The organism is Nocardioides okcheonensis, from assembly GCF_020991065.1.
Lineage (GTDB): Bacteria > Actinomycetota > Actinomycetes > Propionibacteriales > Nocardioidaceae > Nocardioides > Nocardioides okcheonensis.
In genome coordinates, this window is the sequence record NZ_CP087710.1 from 1,613,817 (window position 1) to 1,628,311 (window position 14,495).

The 14,495-nt window shown below is 72.8% G+C and carries 12 protein-coding genes; 4 read left to right on the top strand and 8 right to left on the bottom strand.

Annotated features, from left to right (window positions below; genetic code table 11):
- Positions 1-2 precede the first annotated feature (2 nt).
- Positions 3-4,874, bottom strand: a complete 4,872-nt coding sequence (locus LN652_RS07800) for an NAD-glutamate dehydrogenase (RefSeq protein WP_230444101.1) — start codon at positions 4,872-4,874, stop codon at positions 3-5.
- A 153-nt stretch (positions 4,875-5,027) separates the two neighbouring features.
- Here LN652_RS07800 and LN652_RS07805 point away from each other — a divergent pair, with 153 nt between their 5' ends.
- Positions 5,028-5,498 (top strand): DUF2505 domain-containing protein, encoded by a 471-nt coding sequence (locus LN652_RS07805; RefSeq protein ID WP_230444102.1) that lies wholly within the window; start codon positions 5,028-5,030, stop codon positions 5,496-5,498.
- 12 nt (positions 5,499-5,510) lie between these two features.
- Here LN652_RS07805 and LN652_RS07810 read toward each other — a convergent pair whose 3' ends face one another.
- From LN652_RS07810 to LN652_RS07825, 4 genes are read right to left on the bottom strand one after another with little or no spacing between them, the layout of a single operon-like run.
- On the bottom strand, positions 5,511-5,702 hold the full coding sequence (locus LN652_RS07810) for a hypothetical protein (RefSeq protein ID WP_230444103.1): 192 nt from the start codon (positions 5,700-5,702) through the stop codon (positions 5,511-5,513).
- Between the two features lie 31 nt (positions 5,703-5,733).
- Positions 5,734-7,362: an L-glutamate gamma-semialdehyde dehydrogenase gene (gene pruA, locus LN652_RS07815; protein ID WP_230444104.1), complete on the bottom strand. Its 1,629-nt coding sequence runs from the start codon at positions 7,360-7,362 to the stop codon at positions 5,734-5,736.
- A gap of 44 nt (positions 7,363-7,406) precedes the next feature.
- The gene (locus LN652_RS07820) at positions 7,407-7,931 is read right to left on the bottom strand and encodes a DUF6912 family protein (protein ID WP_230444105.1); all 525 of its coding nucleotides are present in this window, start codon (positions 7,929-7,931) and stop codon (positions 7,407-7,409) included.
- Positions 7,928-9,382, bottom strand: a complete 1,455-nt coding sequence (locus LN652_RS07825; RefSeq protein WP_230444106.1) for a WS/DGAT/MGAT family O-acyltransferase — start codon at positions 9,380-9,382, stop codon at positions 7,928-7,930. The genes LN652_RS07820 and LN652_RS07825 overlap by 4 nt, the downstream gene beginning before the upstream one ends.
- 110 nt (positions 9,383-9,492) lie before the next feature.
- On the opposite strand from LN652_RS07825, the gene LN652_RS07830 reads away from it, so the two are divergent.
- Both LN652_RS07830 and LN652_RS07835 read left to right on the top strand, forming a co-directional pair.
- Complete coding sequence (locus LN652_RS07830) at positions 9,493-9,921, top strand: hypothetical protein (RefSeq protein WP_230444107.1); 429 nt, start codon at positions 9,493-9,495, stop codon at positions 9,919-9,921.
- A gap of 2 nt (positions 9,922-9,923) precedes the next feature.
- On the top strand, positions 9,924-11,246 hold the full coding sequence (locus LN652_RS07835; RefSeq protein ID WP_230444108.1) for a hypothetical protein: 1,323 nt from the start codon (positions 9,924-9,926) through the stop codon (positions 11,244-11,246).
- Here the strand turns inward: LN652_RS07835 and LN652_RS07840 are convergent.
- From LN652_RS07840 to LN652_RS07850, 3 genes are all read right to left on the bottom strand, one after another.
- Positions 11,209-12,120: a calcium-binding protein gene (locus LN652_RS07840; protein ID WP_230444109.1), complete on the bottom strand. Its 912-nt coding sequence runs from the start codon at positions 12,118-12,120 to the stop codon at positions 11,209-11,211. The genes LN652_RS07835 and LN652_RS07840 overlap by 38 nt on opposite strands.
- 81 nt (positions 12,121-12,201) lie before the next feature.
- Positions 12,202-13,476 carry an AAA family ATPase gene (locus LN652_RS07845; protein ID WP_230444110.1) on the bottom strand — a complete coding sequence of 425 codons (1,275 nt, stop codon included), beginning with the start codon at positions 13,474-13,476 and terminating at the stop codon, positions 12,202-12,204.
- Between the two features lie 3 nt (positions 13,477-13,479).
- Complete coding sequence (locus tag LN652_RS07850) at positions 13,480-14,145, bottom strand: SAF domain-containing protein (protein ID WP_230444111.1); 666 nt, start codon at positions 14,143-14,145, stop codon at positions 13,480-13,482.
- A 100-nt stretch (positions 14,146-14,245) separates the two neighbouring features.
- On the opposite strand from LN652_RS07850, the gene LN652_RS07855 reads away from it, so the two are divergent.
- On the top strand, positions 14,246-14,494 hold the full coding sequence (locus LN652_RS07855) for a helix-turn-helix domain-containing protein (RefSeq protein WP_230444112.1): 249 nt from the start codon (positions 14,246-14,248) through the stop codon (positions 14,492-14,494).
- Position 14,495: the final 1 nt, after the last annotated feature.

Sequence of the window (14,495 nt, forward strand, 5' to 3'; positions counted from 1 at the left end):
CGTCAGGACAGCAGCCCGCGCACCACCCGCAGACCGACCGAGAGACGCGCCAGCTCGGCGGTCTCCTCCCGGCAGATCTCCGTCAGCGTCTTCGACGCCCGTCCCACGAGCTCCTCCTCGGAGTTCTCCCACTCCGCCACCCGCGCCGGGGCGCTGTCGTCGGAGCTGGTCGACTCCAGCACCTGGGCGGTCAGCTGCTGGTGGACGCCGTAGAGGTCGTCGCGCACCGCGGCACGCGCCATCGTCTGCCAGCGGTCGTCGCGCGGGAGCGCGAAGATCCGCTCGACGAGCGCCGGCAGCCCGAGCCGCTCCCCCAGCGCGAAGTGGACGCGCGCCACCTCGACCGGGTCGAGGCCGAGCCGGTCGGCGGTCTCCACGATCCCGAGCGTGGCGTAGGCCGGCGCGAGCACCGCCACCCGCGACGCGAGGTCCTCGGGCACGCCGTGCTCGGTCAGCCGCTGGGCACGCGCGACGTAGCCGTCGCTCTCGCGCCCGCTCATGATGCTCGGCAGCTCGGCCATCACGGCCTGCACGCGTCCCCGGAAGAACTCGACGGTCTCGCTCGAGTCGAGGCCGGAGCGCCGGTTGGTGACGAGCCAGCGCGAGGCGCGCTCGACGAGCGTACGCATCTCGATCCGCATCCGGGTCTGGCGCTCGGCCGGGACCTGGTTGTCGAGCGCCGCGATCTCCTGGCGCAGCGCGAGCGAGCCGAAGATCTCGCGGGCGACGAAGTTGGCGCGGGTGAGGTCCGCGGCACTCGCCCCGGTCTCACCGGCGAGCCGCGGCCAGAACGTCATGCCGGCGCCGTTGACCAGGTCGTTGACGACCTGGGTCACGATGATCTCCCGGCGCAGCGGGTGCTCCTCCATCGCCTGCTCGAGCTCGGGCTTCATCCGGCTCGGGAAGTAGGCCAGCAGGTCCTCGCGGAGGTACGGGTCGTCCGGCAGGTCCGACTCGATGAGCTCGTCGGCCAGCACGATCTTGGTCCACGCCAGCAGCACCGACAGCTCGGGCGCGGACAGCGCCTGCTTGCGGTCGAGCCGGCGGCGCACCTGCCGCGTGGTCGGCAGCCCCTCGAGGTCGCGGTTGAGCACCCCGCGCCGCTCGAGCTCGCGCATCCAGTCCTCGTGCACGTGCAGCAGCGACGGCGCGTGCGCCTCGGCGTTGGCCAGCGCGAGGTTCTGCTCGTAGTTGTCGCGCAGCACCAGCGCGCCGACCTCGTCGGTCATCTCCGCGAGCAGCACGTTGCGCGCCGACTCGTCCATGCCGCCGGCCCGCACGACCTTGTCGAGCAGGATCTTGATGTTGACCTCGTGGTCGGAGGTGTCCACGCCGGCGGAGTTGTCGATGAAGTCGGTGTTCATCCGGCCGCCGTCGCCGCGGACTCCGAGCCGGGCGTACTCCACCCGGCCGAGCTGGGTGAAGCCGAGGTTGCCGCCCTCGCCGATGCACCGGGCGCGCAGGTCCTCGCCGTTGACCCGGATCGCGTCGTTGGCCTTGTCGCCGGCGTCGGCGTTGGTCTCCTCCGAGGACTTCACGTAGGTGCCGATGCCGCCGTTCCAGAGCAGGTCGACCGGCGCCAGCAGGATCGCCTTCATGAGCTCCGCGGGCGTCAGCGCCGTGACGTCGGCGCCCAGGCCGAGGGCCTGCCGCGCCTGCTTCGACACCGGGATCGACTTCGCCGAGCGGGGCCACACGCCGCCGCCCTCGGAGATGAGCGAGGTGTCGTAGTCCTTCCAGCTCGAGCGCGGCAGGTCGAAGAGCCGGCGCCGCTCGGCGTAGGACGACGCGGCGTCGGGCTCCGGGTCGATGAAGATGTCGCGGTGGTCGAACGCCGCCACGAGGCGGGTGTGCTCCGAGCAGAGCATGCCGTTGCCGAAGACGTCGCCGGACATGTCGCCGATGCCGACCGCGGTGAAGTCCTCGGCCTGGCAGTCGACGCCCATCTCGCGGAAGTGGCGCTGCACCGAGACCCACGCGCCCTTGGCGGTGATGCCCATCGCCTTGTGGTCGTAGCCGACCGAGCCGCCGGAGGCGAACGCGTCGCCGAGCCAGAAGCCGTAGTCCTTGGCCACGCCGTTGGCGATGTCGGAGAACGTCGCGGTGCCCTTGTCGGCGGCCACCACGAGGTAGGAGTCGTCGCCGTCATGGCGCACCACGTCGCGCGCCGGCACGGTCTCGCCGTCGACCAGGTTGTCGGTGATGTCGAGCAGGCCGGAGATGAACGTCTTGTAGCAGGCGATGCCCTCGGCCAGCCACGCGTCGCGGTCGGCCGGGTCGGGCAGCTGCTTGCAGAAGAAGGCACCCTTCGCGCCCACCGGCACGATGACGGTGTTCTTCACCATCTGCGCCTTGACCAGGCCCAGCACCTCGGTGCGGAAGTCGTCGCGCCGGTCCGACCAGCGCAGGCCGCCGCGGGCGACGGCGCCGAAGCGCAGGTGCGAGCCCTCGACGCGCGGGCTGTAGACGAAGATCTCGTAGCGCGGGCGCGGCTCGGGCAGGTCGGGGATCGCCGACGGCTCGAGCTTGAAGGAGATGTAGGGGTGCAGCTCCCCCTCGGACGTGCGCTGGAAGAAGTTGGTGCGAAGCGTGGCGCGCACGAGCGTGCGGTACGACCGCAGGATGCGGTCGTGGTCGAGGCTGACCACGTCGTCGAGGGCCTTCGCGAGCCGCTCCTCGATCGCCTCGACCTTCGCGGTCCGGGCCTCGGCGTCGGCGGCCAGCACGCGATCGCCGCGGCCCGGGTCGAAGCGGGACTCGAAGAGCTCGACCAGCAGGCGGGTGATGTCGACGTTGCTGCGCAGGGCCTCCTCGATGTAGTCCAGCGCGAAGGGGGATCCGCCCTGGCGGGCGTACTTCGCGTAGGCCCGCAGCACCGTGGCCTGGCGCCAGGTCAGGCCGGCGGCGAGGACGAGGTTGTTGAAGCCGTCGATCTCGTTGAAGCCGTCCCAGACCGCGCGCAGCGCCTCGGCGAAGAGGGTCCGCTCGTGCAGGGTCAGGACCCGGCCGTGGCGGATGCCGAACTCGTAGATGAACGAGGGCCGCGCGAGCCCCTCGAGGTGGTAGGGCCGCTCGTCGACGACCTCGACGCCCATCGAGGTGAGCATCGGCAGGACCGTGCTCAGCGACAGCGGCTCGCCGACCCGGAAGACCTTGAGACGCGACTCGCCGCGGCGGAAGACGCCGCCGCGCTCGTCCTGCTCGAAGAGCGCGAGGTCGATGCCCTGCTCGCCCTCGATGGCCTCGATCCGGCCGAGGTCGGCCGAGCCGCGCTGCGGGCTGTAGTCCTCCTTGTAGGCCTCCGGGAAGGCGTCGGACCAGGCGCGCGCGAGGTGCGAGCCGCGCTCCTCGCCGTAGTCGTTGACCACGGCGGCGACGAAGTCGTCGCGCCACGAGCGCGAGGCCTCGGTGAGGCGCCGCTCGAGCTCGGCGACGTCGACGTCGGGGATGTGGCTGCCCTTGGGCGGGTGGACCACGAAGTGCACGCGGGCGGTCGTGGACTCGTTGACCCGCGCCGTGAACTCGACGTGGTCGCCGCCGAGGTCGGCGCGCAGGATGTCGGCGAACCGCTCGCGCACGGCCGTGCTGTAGCGGTCGCGCGGCAGGTAGACCAGGACCGAGACGTAGCGGCCGTAGGTGTCGCGCCGCACGAACGCGCGCAGCTGGCGGCGCTCGCGGGCGAACATCACGTCCTGGGCGATCGGCGCGAGCTCGGCGGGCGAGGTGTGGAACAGCTCGTCGCGGGGGTAGTTCTCGAGGGTGTCCATCAGCGCCTTGCCGGCGTGGCTGCGGGCGTCGAAGCCGGCGCGGCGCAGCACCTCGGCGGCCTTCTCCCGCAGCACCGGGATGCGGGTGACCGACTCGGTGTAGGCGGCGCTGGAGAACAGGCCGAGGAAGCGCCGCTCCCCCACCACCTCCCCGTCGGGGCCGAACGTCTTCACCCCGACGTAGTCGAGGTAGGCCGGGCGGTGCACGGTGGCGCGCGAGTTGGCCTTGGCGAGGACCAGCAGCGTCTTCTCGCGGGCCTTCGCCTTCACCAGCGGCGGCAGCTTCGCGAACGCGCTCGACAGGTCCTGGTCGCTGCGCAGGATGCCGAGCCCGGAGCCCGGGACCGCGCGCAGGCCGCACTCGTCGGGGGCGCCCTCCTCGGCCTCGAGGACGTACTCGCGGTAGCCGAGGAAGGTGAAGTGGTCGTCGGCCAGCCAGGTGAGGAAGTCGCGGCCCTGGCGCAGCTCGTCGACCGACAGCGGCGGCGGGTCGGCGGCGAGCTCGTCGACGACGGCGAGCGCCTGGGCGTGCATCTTGGCCCAGTCCTCGACCGACTCGCGCACGTCGCGCAGCACGCGCTGGACGCCCTCGGTGATCTCGGCCGCCTCCGCGTCGTCGGTGCGGTCGATCTCGACGTGCATCCAGGACTCGGCGCCGGACTGCACGGGGTCGCCGGCCTCCGCGCGCGGCTGCTCGGCCTGCGCGGAGACGTGCTTGAGCGCGCCGGTGATGTCGCGCTCGGCGCGCAGCTGCGGGTGGACGACGGTGTGGACGGTGTGGCCGAGGCGGGTGAGCTCCATGGTCACCGAGTCGACGAGGAACGGCATGTCGTCGGTGACGACCTCGACCACCGAGCGCCCCGCGGCCGACCAGCCGGACTCGGCGCTGGTGGGGGTCACCACGCGCACCGCGGCGGTGCCCTGCGGACGCGACTCGGCGAGCTCGTGGTGGGACACCAGGGCGCCCAGGAGGTCCTCGGCCGACCGCTCGGCCACCTCCTCCGGCGCGACGTGCCGGTAGTAGGCGCGGAGCAGGTCGCCCCACTCGGGCCGGAGCCCCGTCGCTGCGTCGAGCTGGTGGTCCTTGGTCTCCTCGGGCGTCGCCACGCTCCGACCCTAGGACCCGCGCTGTGACCGTCACAACACGGGCCCCTACCGGCGCGTCACCTGCGGCTCTCGGCCATGATGGGCCGCACGTGCAGGGCAGGACCGGGCCTGGTCGGCAGGGCCGGACGACGACGCGGGACGAGGGTGGACACCGTGAGCACCAGGTTGACGAAGGAGCTGGCGTACGACGCCCCGGCCGAGGCCGTGGCGGCCATGCTGGACGACCCGGCCTTCCGCGAGGAGGTGCTCGCGCGGCAGAAGGTCGTGCGCGGCTCGGTGACGATCGACGGCGACCACGTGCGGATCGAGCAGGTGCGCTCGGCCGGGGACATCCCGTCGTTCGCCCGCTCGTTCGTGGGCGAGGAGATCGTCGTCGTCCAGACCGAGACATGGACCTCCCCCACGTCGGCCGACGTCGAGCTCGCCATCCCCGGCAAGCCGGGCGAGGCACGCGGTGGGCTGGTGCTGGTCGAGTCGGGCGGCACCACCACCGAGACCCTCGACCTCGACCTCAGCATCCGCATCCCGCTGGTCGGCGGGAAGATCGAGAAGCTGGTCGCCGGGCTGTTCTCCGACGCCCTCGACGTCGAGCACCGCGTCGGCAGGGAGTGGCTCGCGCGATGACCCGCGGGCGCCTCAGGCCTGGGCGTCCTCGTCGACGCGGGGGCCCGGGGCGGTGCGCCCCGCCTCCTCCGCCGCCAGCTCCTTGCTGCGCCGCCGCAGCACCACGCCGAGGACCACGAACGGCCCGAAGGCGAGCAGCAGCGTGAGCGCCTGCTCGTAGGGGTGCAGGGCGCCCATGTGGAGCGGGAGGACGGCCGCGGTCATGCGGCCATCCTCCCACCCACGTGGACCGGGCTCAGCCCTGGTGGGGGTAGAGGTGGGTCTTCGGCGGGACGAAGGTCTCCTTGATCGACCGCGGCGAGGTCCAGCGAAGCAGGTTGACCGCGGCGCCGGCCTTGTCGTTGGTGCCCGACGCGCGACCGCCACCGAAGGGCTGCTGGCCCACGACGGCGCCGGTCGGCTTGTCGTTGATGTAGAAGTTGCCGGCCGCGAAGCGCAGCGTCTTGCGGGCCCACGCGATGGCCGCGCGGTCCTGCGCGATGATCGCGCCGGTCAGCGCGTACGGGGCGAACGACTCCATCTGGTGCACGACCTGCTCGAACCGGTCGTCCTCGTAGACGTGGACGGCCAGGATCGGGCCGAAGTACTCCTCGGAGAACATCTGGTCGGTCGGGTCGGTCGACTCCACGATCGTGGGCCGGACGAAGTAGCCGACCGAGTCGTCGGTCTGGCCGCCGGCCAGCAGCGTGAGGTGCTTGTTGGCCCGCACCCGCGCGATCGCCTTCTTGTGCTTGGCGAACGCCCGGTCGTCGATGACCGCGCCCATGAAGTTCGACAGGTCGGTGACGTCGCCCATCGACAGCGCCTCGGTGTCGGCGACCAGCTGGTCCTTGATCTTCTCCCACACCGACCGCGCGACGTAGGCCCGCGAGGCGGCCGAGCACTTCTGGCCCTGGAACTCGAACGCGCCGCGGATCATCGCCACGCGCAGCACGTCGGGGTCGGCCGACGGGTGCGCGACGATGAAGTCCTTGCCGCCCGTCTCGCCGACGATCCGCGGGTACGAGCGGTAGGACGCGATGTTCTGGCCCACCGTGGCCCACAGGTGCTGGAAGGTCGGGGTCGAGCCGGTGAAGTGGATGCCGGCGAGGTCGGGGTGCGACAGCGCGACCTTCGAGACGTCGAGCCCGTCGCCGGGGAGCATGTTGATGACGCCGGGCGGCATGCCGGCCTCCTCCAGCAGCTCCATCGTCAGCGACGCGGCCAGCTGCTGGGTGGGCGACGGCTTCCAGATCACCGTGTTGCCCATCAGCGCCGGGGCGGTGGGCAGGTTGCCGGCGATCGCGGTGAAGTTGAACGGCGTGATCGCGTAGACGAAGCCCTCGAGCGGGCGGTGGTCCGTGCGGTTCCAGATGCCGGGGCTGTTGGCGATCGGCTGGTCGGTGAGGATCTGCTTGGCGTAGTGGACGTTGAACCGCCAGAAGTCGATCAGCTCGCACGCGGCGTCGATCTCGGCCTGGAACGCCGTCTTCGACTGGCCGAGCATCGTCGCCGCGTTGAGCCGCTGGCGCCACGGGCCGGCCAGCAGGTCGGCCGCCTTGAGGATGATCGCGCACTTCTCGTCGAAGGGCATCGCGCGCCAGTCGGGCGCCGCCGCGGCCGCGGCCTTGATCGCCGCCTCCGCGTCCTTGGTCGTCGAGTTCTTCAGCGTGCCCAGCACGTGGGCGTGGTCGTGCGGCTGCACGACCTTGATCTCCGCACCCCCACCGGTGCGCCGCTTGCCGCCGACCACGGCACGGAACGAGTGCTGCTTCTTCTCCAGCACGGCCAGCTCGGTGACGAGCGCCTCCCGCTCCGGGCTGCCCGGGGCGTAGGTCAGGTTCGGCTCGTTGGTCGGAGCCGGAGGAAAGGTGATCGCGTCCATGCGCCTGATCGTGTCAGAGACGCGCCCGGCCCTCCAACCGGGCCTCAGGACAGCCCGAGCACCTCGTCGACCTCGGTCGCGGCGTACCACCCGAGCTCGTGGTCGAGGCAGGCCTCGACCGCTCGCTCGAGGCGCTCGGCCTCCTCGGCGGACTCCGCGCCGCCCAGCGGCCACGCTCCCGCGACCTGCGCGACCGCGTCCCGGGCCGTCTCGGTGTCGACGAGCCATGCGACGACGTCATGGGGCACCGCGACCTCGGCGCGCACCTCACAGATCGTGCCGGCGACGAGGTCGACGGCCTCTGTGTCGACCGCGAGGACGAGGCGTCGCATCGGCTCGCCCTCGTCGTGGAAGTGCTCGAGCGACGCCTGTGCCGCCTCCGTCATCGCGTAGTGCTCGAGTGCCTCCTCGTCGAGGTCCGGCAGCGCACCACGCAGCTCGGCGGTGACGGCGAAGCCTCGCAGGACGCCGAGGTTCCACCTCGGCTCGAGGACGTGACCGGCCTGCCGCACGGTGGCCATGGTCTCCCTGACGTCGTTCCAGTCACCAGGGAGGTAGACGCGGGTCATCGGCTCTTGTTCTCCTTCGGGGTCCTGCGGCGCCCGCGCGGCGCGCGGGGAGTGGTGTCCGTGGCCGCGTCGCGCAGCTCCTCGAGCGCCTCTCGGACGCACTGGCCGAGGGTGTCGGCGTCGGGCACGGCGTCGCGGTCGGCGGTGATGCCGTAGAAGACGCCCCCGTCGTAGGACGTCACGCCGATCGCCAGCGGGTGGTCGGGCAGCAGCGGGTGCACGGGGTAGGACTCGAGCATCCGGGCGCCGTCGGCGTAGAGCGGGAACTGCGGTCCGGGCACGTTGGTGATCGAGACCTGGAAGCCGCGACGCAGCTCGGCGGCCGCGAGCCGGGAGCCGAGGGCGTGGAACGTCGTCGGCGCGAAGCCGGCGATCCCCGACAGTCGGCGGGCCGAGACGGCGCGGCCGTTGTCGCCGTGGGCCTTGAGGTCGTAGCTCACCTGGTGCAGGCGCACCAGCGGGCTCGGCTCGCTGATCGGCAGGTGCACGAGGTGGCCGGTGATCTGGCTGCCGAGCGAGGTCGCCTCGAGGTCGTCGTCGATGACCGACATCGGGACGATCGCCTTGACCGTGCGCAGTCCGGACAGGGACTCTGCCCGGGCCATCAGCCAGCCCCGGATCCCGCCGGCGAGCACGGCCAGGATCACGTCGTTGACCGTCCCGCCGCGGGCCTCGCGGATCGCCCGGTGCTCGGCGAGCTCGGTGCGGACCGTCACGAAGCGGCGCTGCTGCGAGAGCCGGCGGTGCACCGGGGTGGAGTGCACCGGACCGCGGCCCGCCAGCGCGTTCGCGACCTCGGCGACGCGCGCGCCCGTCGCCGACGCCCGGCGCCCCACGGACTCGGCGTTGGCCACCGTCGTCTGCCACAGCACCGACGGGCTCTCCAGGCTGTCGGTGACCGCGCCCACCGCGAGCCCCACCGGTCCGCGCGGGCGGCGCGGACGCCACTCGTCGTCGTGGCCGAGGGTGGAGCGGTCCGGCGAGGTGTCGAGCAGCACCTGCCCGATGTCGACGGTCTCGCGGCCGTCGACGAGGATCTGGTGGCTCTTGGTGAGCAGCGCGATGTGCCCGTGCTCCAGGCCCTCGACGAAGTAGCACTCCCACAGCGGGCGGGTGCGGTCGAGGGGTCGCGAGGCGATCCGCGCGACCAGCTCGCGCAGCTGGTCCATGGTCCCGGGGCGCGGGAGCGCCGAGCGACGCACGTGGAACCCGAGGTCGAAGGCGTCGTCGTCGACCCAGGCCGGGTTGGCCAGGCGTCCCGGCACGACCTGCAGGCGTTGGCGGTAGCGCGGCACGAAGGCGATCCGGTCGGCGATGAGCTGGCGCAGCCGGTCGTGGTCGAAGCCGGAGTCGCCGGGGTCGAAGATCTCCACCGTCGCGTTGTGCATGGGCGTGGTGGGTGACTCGGCGGCCAGGATCGCCAGGTCCCGCGGCCGCAGCCGGTCGCTCATGCATGCCCTCTCGTCGCAGCGTCTTGTTCCTCGTGGGATTCTGGCAGAGCCCGTGGACCGACGCCCGTCGTGGCCACCGGGTGCCGACGTACGCCCAGAAGGAGCCCAGCATGCCCCGTCACGGTCTGTCCCGCCTCGCCCCGCTCGCCCTCGTGCTCGCCCTCGGCCTGAGCGCCTGCGGCGGGAGCGACGACGACGGCGGCACCGCGACTCCGTCCGACTCCGGATCGAGCTCGAGCTCCGGGTCCGACTCCGGGTCGGGCTCGACGAGCAGCGACGCCGTCGAGGTGACCGTGACCCGCGAGGGCGACACCTTCACCCCCAACGGGGAGCGCGTCGACCTCGCAATCGGCCAGACCCTCGACCTCACCATCACCTCCGACGTCGCCGGCGAGCTCCACGTGCACAGCACGCCCGAGCAGGAGATCGCCTACGAGGCGGGCACCTCCGAGCACGAGATCACCATCGACCGGCCCGGGGTCGTCGAGGTCGAGAGCCACGAGCCGGACCAGGTCGTGCTCCAGCTCGAGGTCCGCTGAGCGTGCCGGGCACGATCCAGGCCCACGGCCTCGGAGGCGCCAAGGACCTCCCGATCCCGTCGGAGCTGGCGATCGCGGGTGCCGTCGCGGCACTGGTGGTCTCCTTCACCGTCCTCGCCGTCGCCTGGCGCGAGCCGCGCTACGACGGCCGCACCTCGGGGCGCCCCGCGCCGGCGTGGCTCGACCGGCTCGCGTCCTCGCGCGCCCTCGCCGTGGGCGCGCGTGTGGTCGGCATGGTGTTCTTCCTCTACGTCGGCGCGGCCGCCGTGCTCGGCAAGGACAGCCTGACCAACCCGTTCCTCGGCACCTTCTACACGCTGCTGTGGGTCGGGCTGGTGCCGGCGTCGCTGCTGCTCGGCCCGTTCTTCCGCGCCGTCAGCCCGGCACGCACCGTCGCGATCCTGTTCGCCAAGCTCTCGGGCGTCCCGGAGGGGCAGGGCATGTACGCCTACCCCGCGCGCCTCGGCTACTGGCCGGCGGCCGCGGGCCTGTTCGCCTTCGTGTGGCTCGAGCTGGTCTACCCGAACTCGACCGACGTCGGTCCGGTCCGGCTGTGGTGCGCGCTCTACCTCGGCATCATGCTGGTCGGCTCGGCGCTGTTCGGCACCACCTTCCTCGCCCGCGCCGACCCGTTCGAGGTCTACTCCTCGCTGGTCGCGAAGCTCTCGATCTGGGGGCGCGACGAGCGCGGGCTCGTGCTGCGCAGCCCGCTCGCCAACCTCGCGACGCTCCGGGCGCGCCCGGGCCTGGTCGGCGTCGTGGGCGTGCTGTTCGGCAGCACCGCGTTCGACTCCTTCCGCGAGTCGACGCCGTGGCTCAAGGCGGTGCAGTCGATGTCGGTCACCCGCGTCCTGCCGGACACGCTCGGGCTCATCGTGTTCTCCGGCGGCGTGATCGCGATCCTGACGGTCGCCACGATGGCCACCGGCGTGACGAGCTCGACGCCGCGGCGGGCCCTGCCCGACCTCTTCGCCCACTCGGTCGTGCCGATCATCGTGGGCTACATCGCGGCGCACTACCTGACGTTCCTCGTCGAGTACGGCCAGCTGACCGTGATCCAGCTGAGCGACCCGTTCAGCCGGGGCGACGACTTCCTCGGCACGGCCGACCTCCAGGTCAGCTACTGGCTGTCCGGGCACCCGACGTTCCTGGCGGTCACGAAGGTGCTCGCGGTCGTGCTCGGTCACGTCGTCGGTGTCGTGGCAGCCCACGACCGGGCCCTCGCGCTGCTGCCGAGGCGCCACCACCTGACCGGTCAGCTGCCGCTGCTGGTCGCGATGGTGAGCTTCACCGTGGGAGGTCTGTACCTGCTGTTCGCGGCGTGACGGTCCGCGCCGAGACCGGGCCGTAGGGCCAGCCCTGCGGCGCCTCGGCGACCACGGAGACGCTCTCGCAGGTCCCGAACGGGTCGACCACGTCGAGCGGGTCGCGCGACCCGACGAAGACCACCCGGTCGTTGCTGCCCTGCGCCTGGCCGCCGTCGTCGCAGCGGATCTTGTCGGCCTGCCCGTCGTTGAGCACGTAGATGACGTCGTTGCCCTGCTCGGCGAACGCCTTGTCGACGCCGGGACCGAGGAAGATCACGTCGTCGCCCTCGTCGCCCTTGACGAGCCAGTCGTTGCCCGCGCCGTCGATGAGCACGTCGTCGCCGGGGCCTCCCTGGATCGCCCCGTCGTCGCCGCCACCGCCGTCGATCCAGTCGTTGCCGGCGCCGCCGATGTGCTTGTCGCTGCCCTCGCCGCCGAAGAGCCGGTCGACGCCGTCGTTGCCGCCCAGGGTGTCGTTGCCGTTCTCGCCGTAGACGGTGTCGTTGCCGACGTTGGAGCTGATCACGTCGTCGCCCTCGCCGCCGTAGAGGGTGTCGTCGCCCTGCCCGCCGTCGATCCGGTCGTTGCCGAGGTTGCCGTTGACCCAGTCGCGGCCGGGCTGCGCGGTGATCCAGTCGTTGCCGTCGCCGCCGTCGATCCGGTCGTTGCCCTTGCCGCCGTAGATGGTGTCGTCGGACCCGTTGCCGACCACGTCGTCACGTCCACCCAGGGCCATGATGTGGTTCGGCCGGGCGTTGCCGACGATCGTGTCGTTGCCGGTCGTGCCGGACGGGACGCGCCGGGCGTCCTGGGCTCCCTGGGCGTAGGCCGGCGCCGAGGCGAGGGACAGGGTGAGGAGCGCGTAGGCGCACGCGCGAGCAGGTGTGGTCACCGGATTCTCCTTCGTGCGGATCATCCAGTTTAAGCCGATTCTTGACCCAACGTAAAAGAATCGTGGAACAGACCTAGAGGTTTAGACCGGTTGCCGGCGTGATCGACGGAGCCCGCGGCGCCCGGCGGGGCGCGGGTGCGCGCGCCCGGAGGCGGGCCCGACGGTGGCCGGGAAGACGGCGTCGGCGAGCGCGGCGAGGCTCCGCGCCAGGGACGACTCCCCCAGCTCGACCACCGGACGGCCGGCCACCAGCGACCGGTCGACCAGGGGCGCGTCGTCGGGCAGGAAGTGCAGGCCGGCGACCCGGCTGAAGCCCTCGACCATGCCGGCGATGTCCTTCTCGGACCAGCCGATCGAGGACCTCATCCGGTTGACCACGACCCGCACCGGCGTGCCGTCGGCCCGCTCCCGGAGGTCGACCAGCGCCCGCGCCAGGCGGGTCAGCCCGACCGGGTCCGCGCCCCCGACGACCACGACCTCGTCGGCCTGCTCCAGCGCGCCCAGCGTCAGGGTGTTGCGGGCCGGGCGTCCCCCGAGGTCGGCCGCCTGGTCGTCCTCGATGCTGAAGCCGGTGTCGAGGACCACCTCGCCCAGGCCGCGGGCCGCCTCCAGCAGCTGCTCGACGTGGGCCGGGCGCACCTCGCGCCAGCGGTCGGCCCGGGGCAGGCCGGTCACCACGGCGAGGTGCTCGCCCACGCCGCGGCAGGTCGAGGGGAACCGGTCCGCGAGGTGTCCCGACCCCGCCAGCCGCGCAGCCGACAGCAGGCCGGACACCTCGTCGAGGACGCCCAGCTGCTGGGCGACGGCGCCGCCGTAGGGGTCGAGGTCGACGAGCACCGACGGCACCCGTCGACGGGCCAGCTCCCCGGCCAGGTTGACGGCGACCGTCGTACGCCCCGGCGCCCCGGCCGGCCCCCAGACCGCGACCACCCGACCACCCGGCCCGGACGTCGCGGGCGTCGCGGGCTCGAGGGCGGGCTGGCGCGGGCGGGTGTCGAGGACGTCCTCGACGCTGGTCACGACCTCGGGCAGGCTGGCCAGCTCGCCACCGCCGACGACGGCGGTGATGCCGAGCCGGTGGGCGTGCTCGCGGACGTCGAGGTCGTCGGACCTCGCCCCGGTCACCGCGACCGGTCGCACCGCGTGGCGGCGCAGGTGGGCGACCGCCGACGGGTCGAGGCCGGGCGCGTCGAGCGCGACCACCGCGACGTCGGCCTGACCGCTGGTGACCGACGCGACCAGGTCGTCGACGTCGACGCAGCGCTTGAGCACCACGACCCCGGGGTGGGCCTCCAGGTCGGCGAGCGCGGGGGCCTCCCACGGCTCCCCGGCCGCGAGCACGAGCACGCAGAGCACGGCTCAGCCCCTGCCGACGACGCGGACGCGGTCGTCCCCGCTGGCCGCCAGCACCTGCGCCAGCGGCTCCTCCTCGGCGGCGGGCAGGGCGAGCACCAGCTGGCGCGAGGTCGCCGCGGCGAACGCGTCGGTCACGACGGGGGCGTCGAGGACCAGCACGTCCGAGAGCACCAGCTCGGCGTCGGCCCGCGAGCGACGGTCCTCCCCGATCACCCAGACGTCGACGCGAGAGCCGCGCGCGAGGCCCGTCGGGACGTGCTCGGCGGGCACCGCGATGGAGACCTCGACGCGTCCGTCGTCCTCCGCGGCGCCGAGCGCGGCGGCGGGCACCAGCTCGCCCTCCGCCAGCGGACGGGTGAGCGTGAGGCCGGCGGGCAGCTCGGCGTCGACCGGGAGGTAGCGCTCGCGGTCCTCCGCGTCGTCGAAGCGCACCCGCGCGGCCACGAGGTCGTCGGCGCCGATGGTGTCGCCCGCGACCAGGTCACCGGAGGCCGACCACACCGGGGTGAGGTCGTCGGCCGCCGCCATGATGCGGGCGCCGGCCACGACCGACCCGGTCACCAGCGCCACCCCGACCCACAGGCGTGGGTCGCGCCACCCGGGCGGTCGGGTGCGGCTGGCCGGTGGCACGTCGACGTGGTGGGTGGCCTGCTGGGGTTTCCGGGACACGGCTGCATCATTGCCCGCGGCGGGCCACTTCACACCTGGCTCTCCACAGGCACCGGGCCGGCGTGCGCCGGGCGCTCGCCCCGGGTGGCACGATGACCCCATGCCCGAGGACCCCCGCTTCCTGACGCTGGCCGACGTCGCCGAGGTGCTCAACACCTCCAGCGCCCAGGTCTACGCCCTCGTCCGGCGCGGCGACCTCCCCGCCATCAAGATCGGCGGGCGCGGCCAGTGGCGCGTGGAGCGGGTGCAGCTCGAGGAGTTCATCCAGCGGATGTACGCCGAGACCCGGCAGTTCGTCGACCAGCACCCGTTCATCGAGAGCGAGACCGGCGCCGACCGGCCGGAGTGAC

Bases quoted from the DNA above. Each gene is read 5' to 3' on its own strand.
- LN652_RS07810 (WP_230444103.1), bottom strand. From the start codon at position 5,702: ATGACCGCGGCCGTCCTCCCGCTCCACATGGGCGCCCTGCACCCCTAC.
- pruA (WP_230444104.1), bottom strand. From the start codon at position 7,362: ATGGACGCGATCACCTTTCCTCCGGCTCCGACCAACGAGCCGAACCTG.
- LN652_RS07820 (WP_230444105.1), bottom strand. From the start codon at position 7,931: ATGACCCGCGTCTACCTCCCTGGTGACTGGAACGACGTCAGGGAGACC.
- LN652_RS07825 (WP_230444106.1), bottom strand. From the start codon at position 9,382: ATGAGCGACCGGCTGCGGCCGCGGGACCTGGCGATCCTGGCCGCCGAG.
- LN652_RS07830 (WP_230444107.1), top strand. From the start codon at position 9,493: ATGCCCCGTCACGGTCTGTCCCGCCTCGCCCCGCTCGCCCTCGTGCTC.
- LN652_RS07855 (WP_230444112.1), top strand. From the start codon at position 14,246: ATGCCCGAGGACCCCCGCTTCCTGACGCTGGCCGACGTCGCCGAGGTG.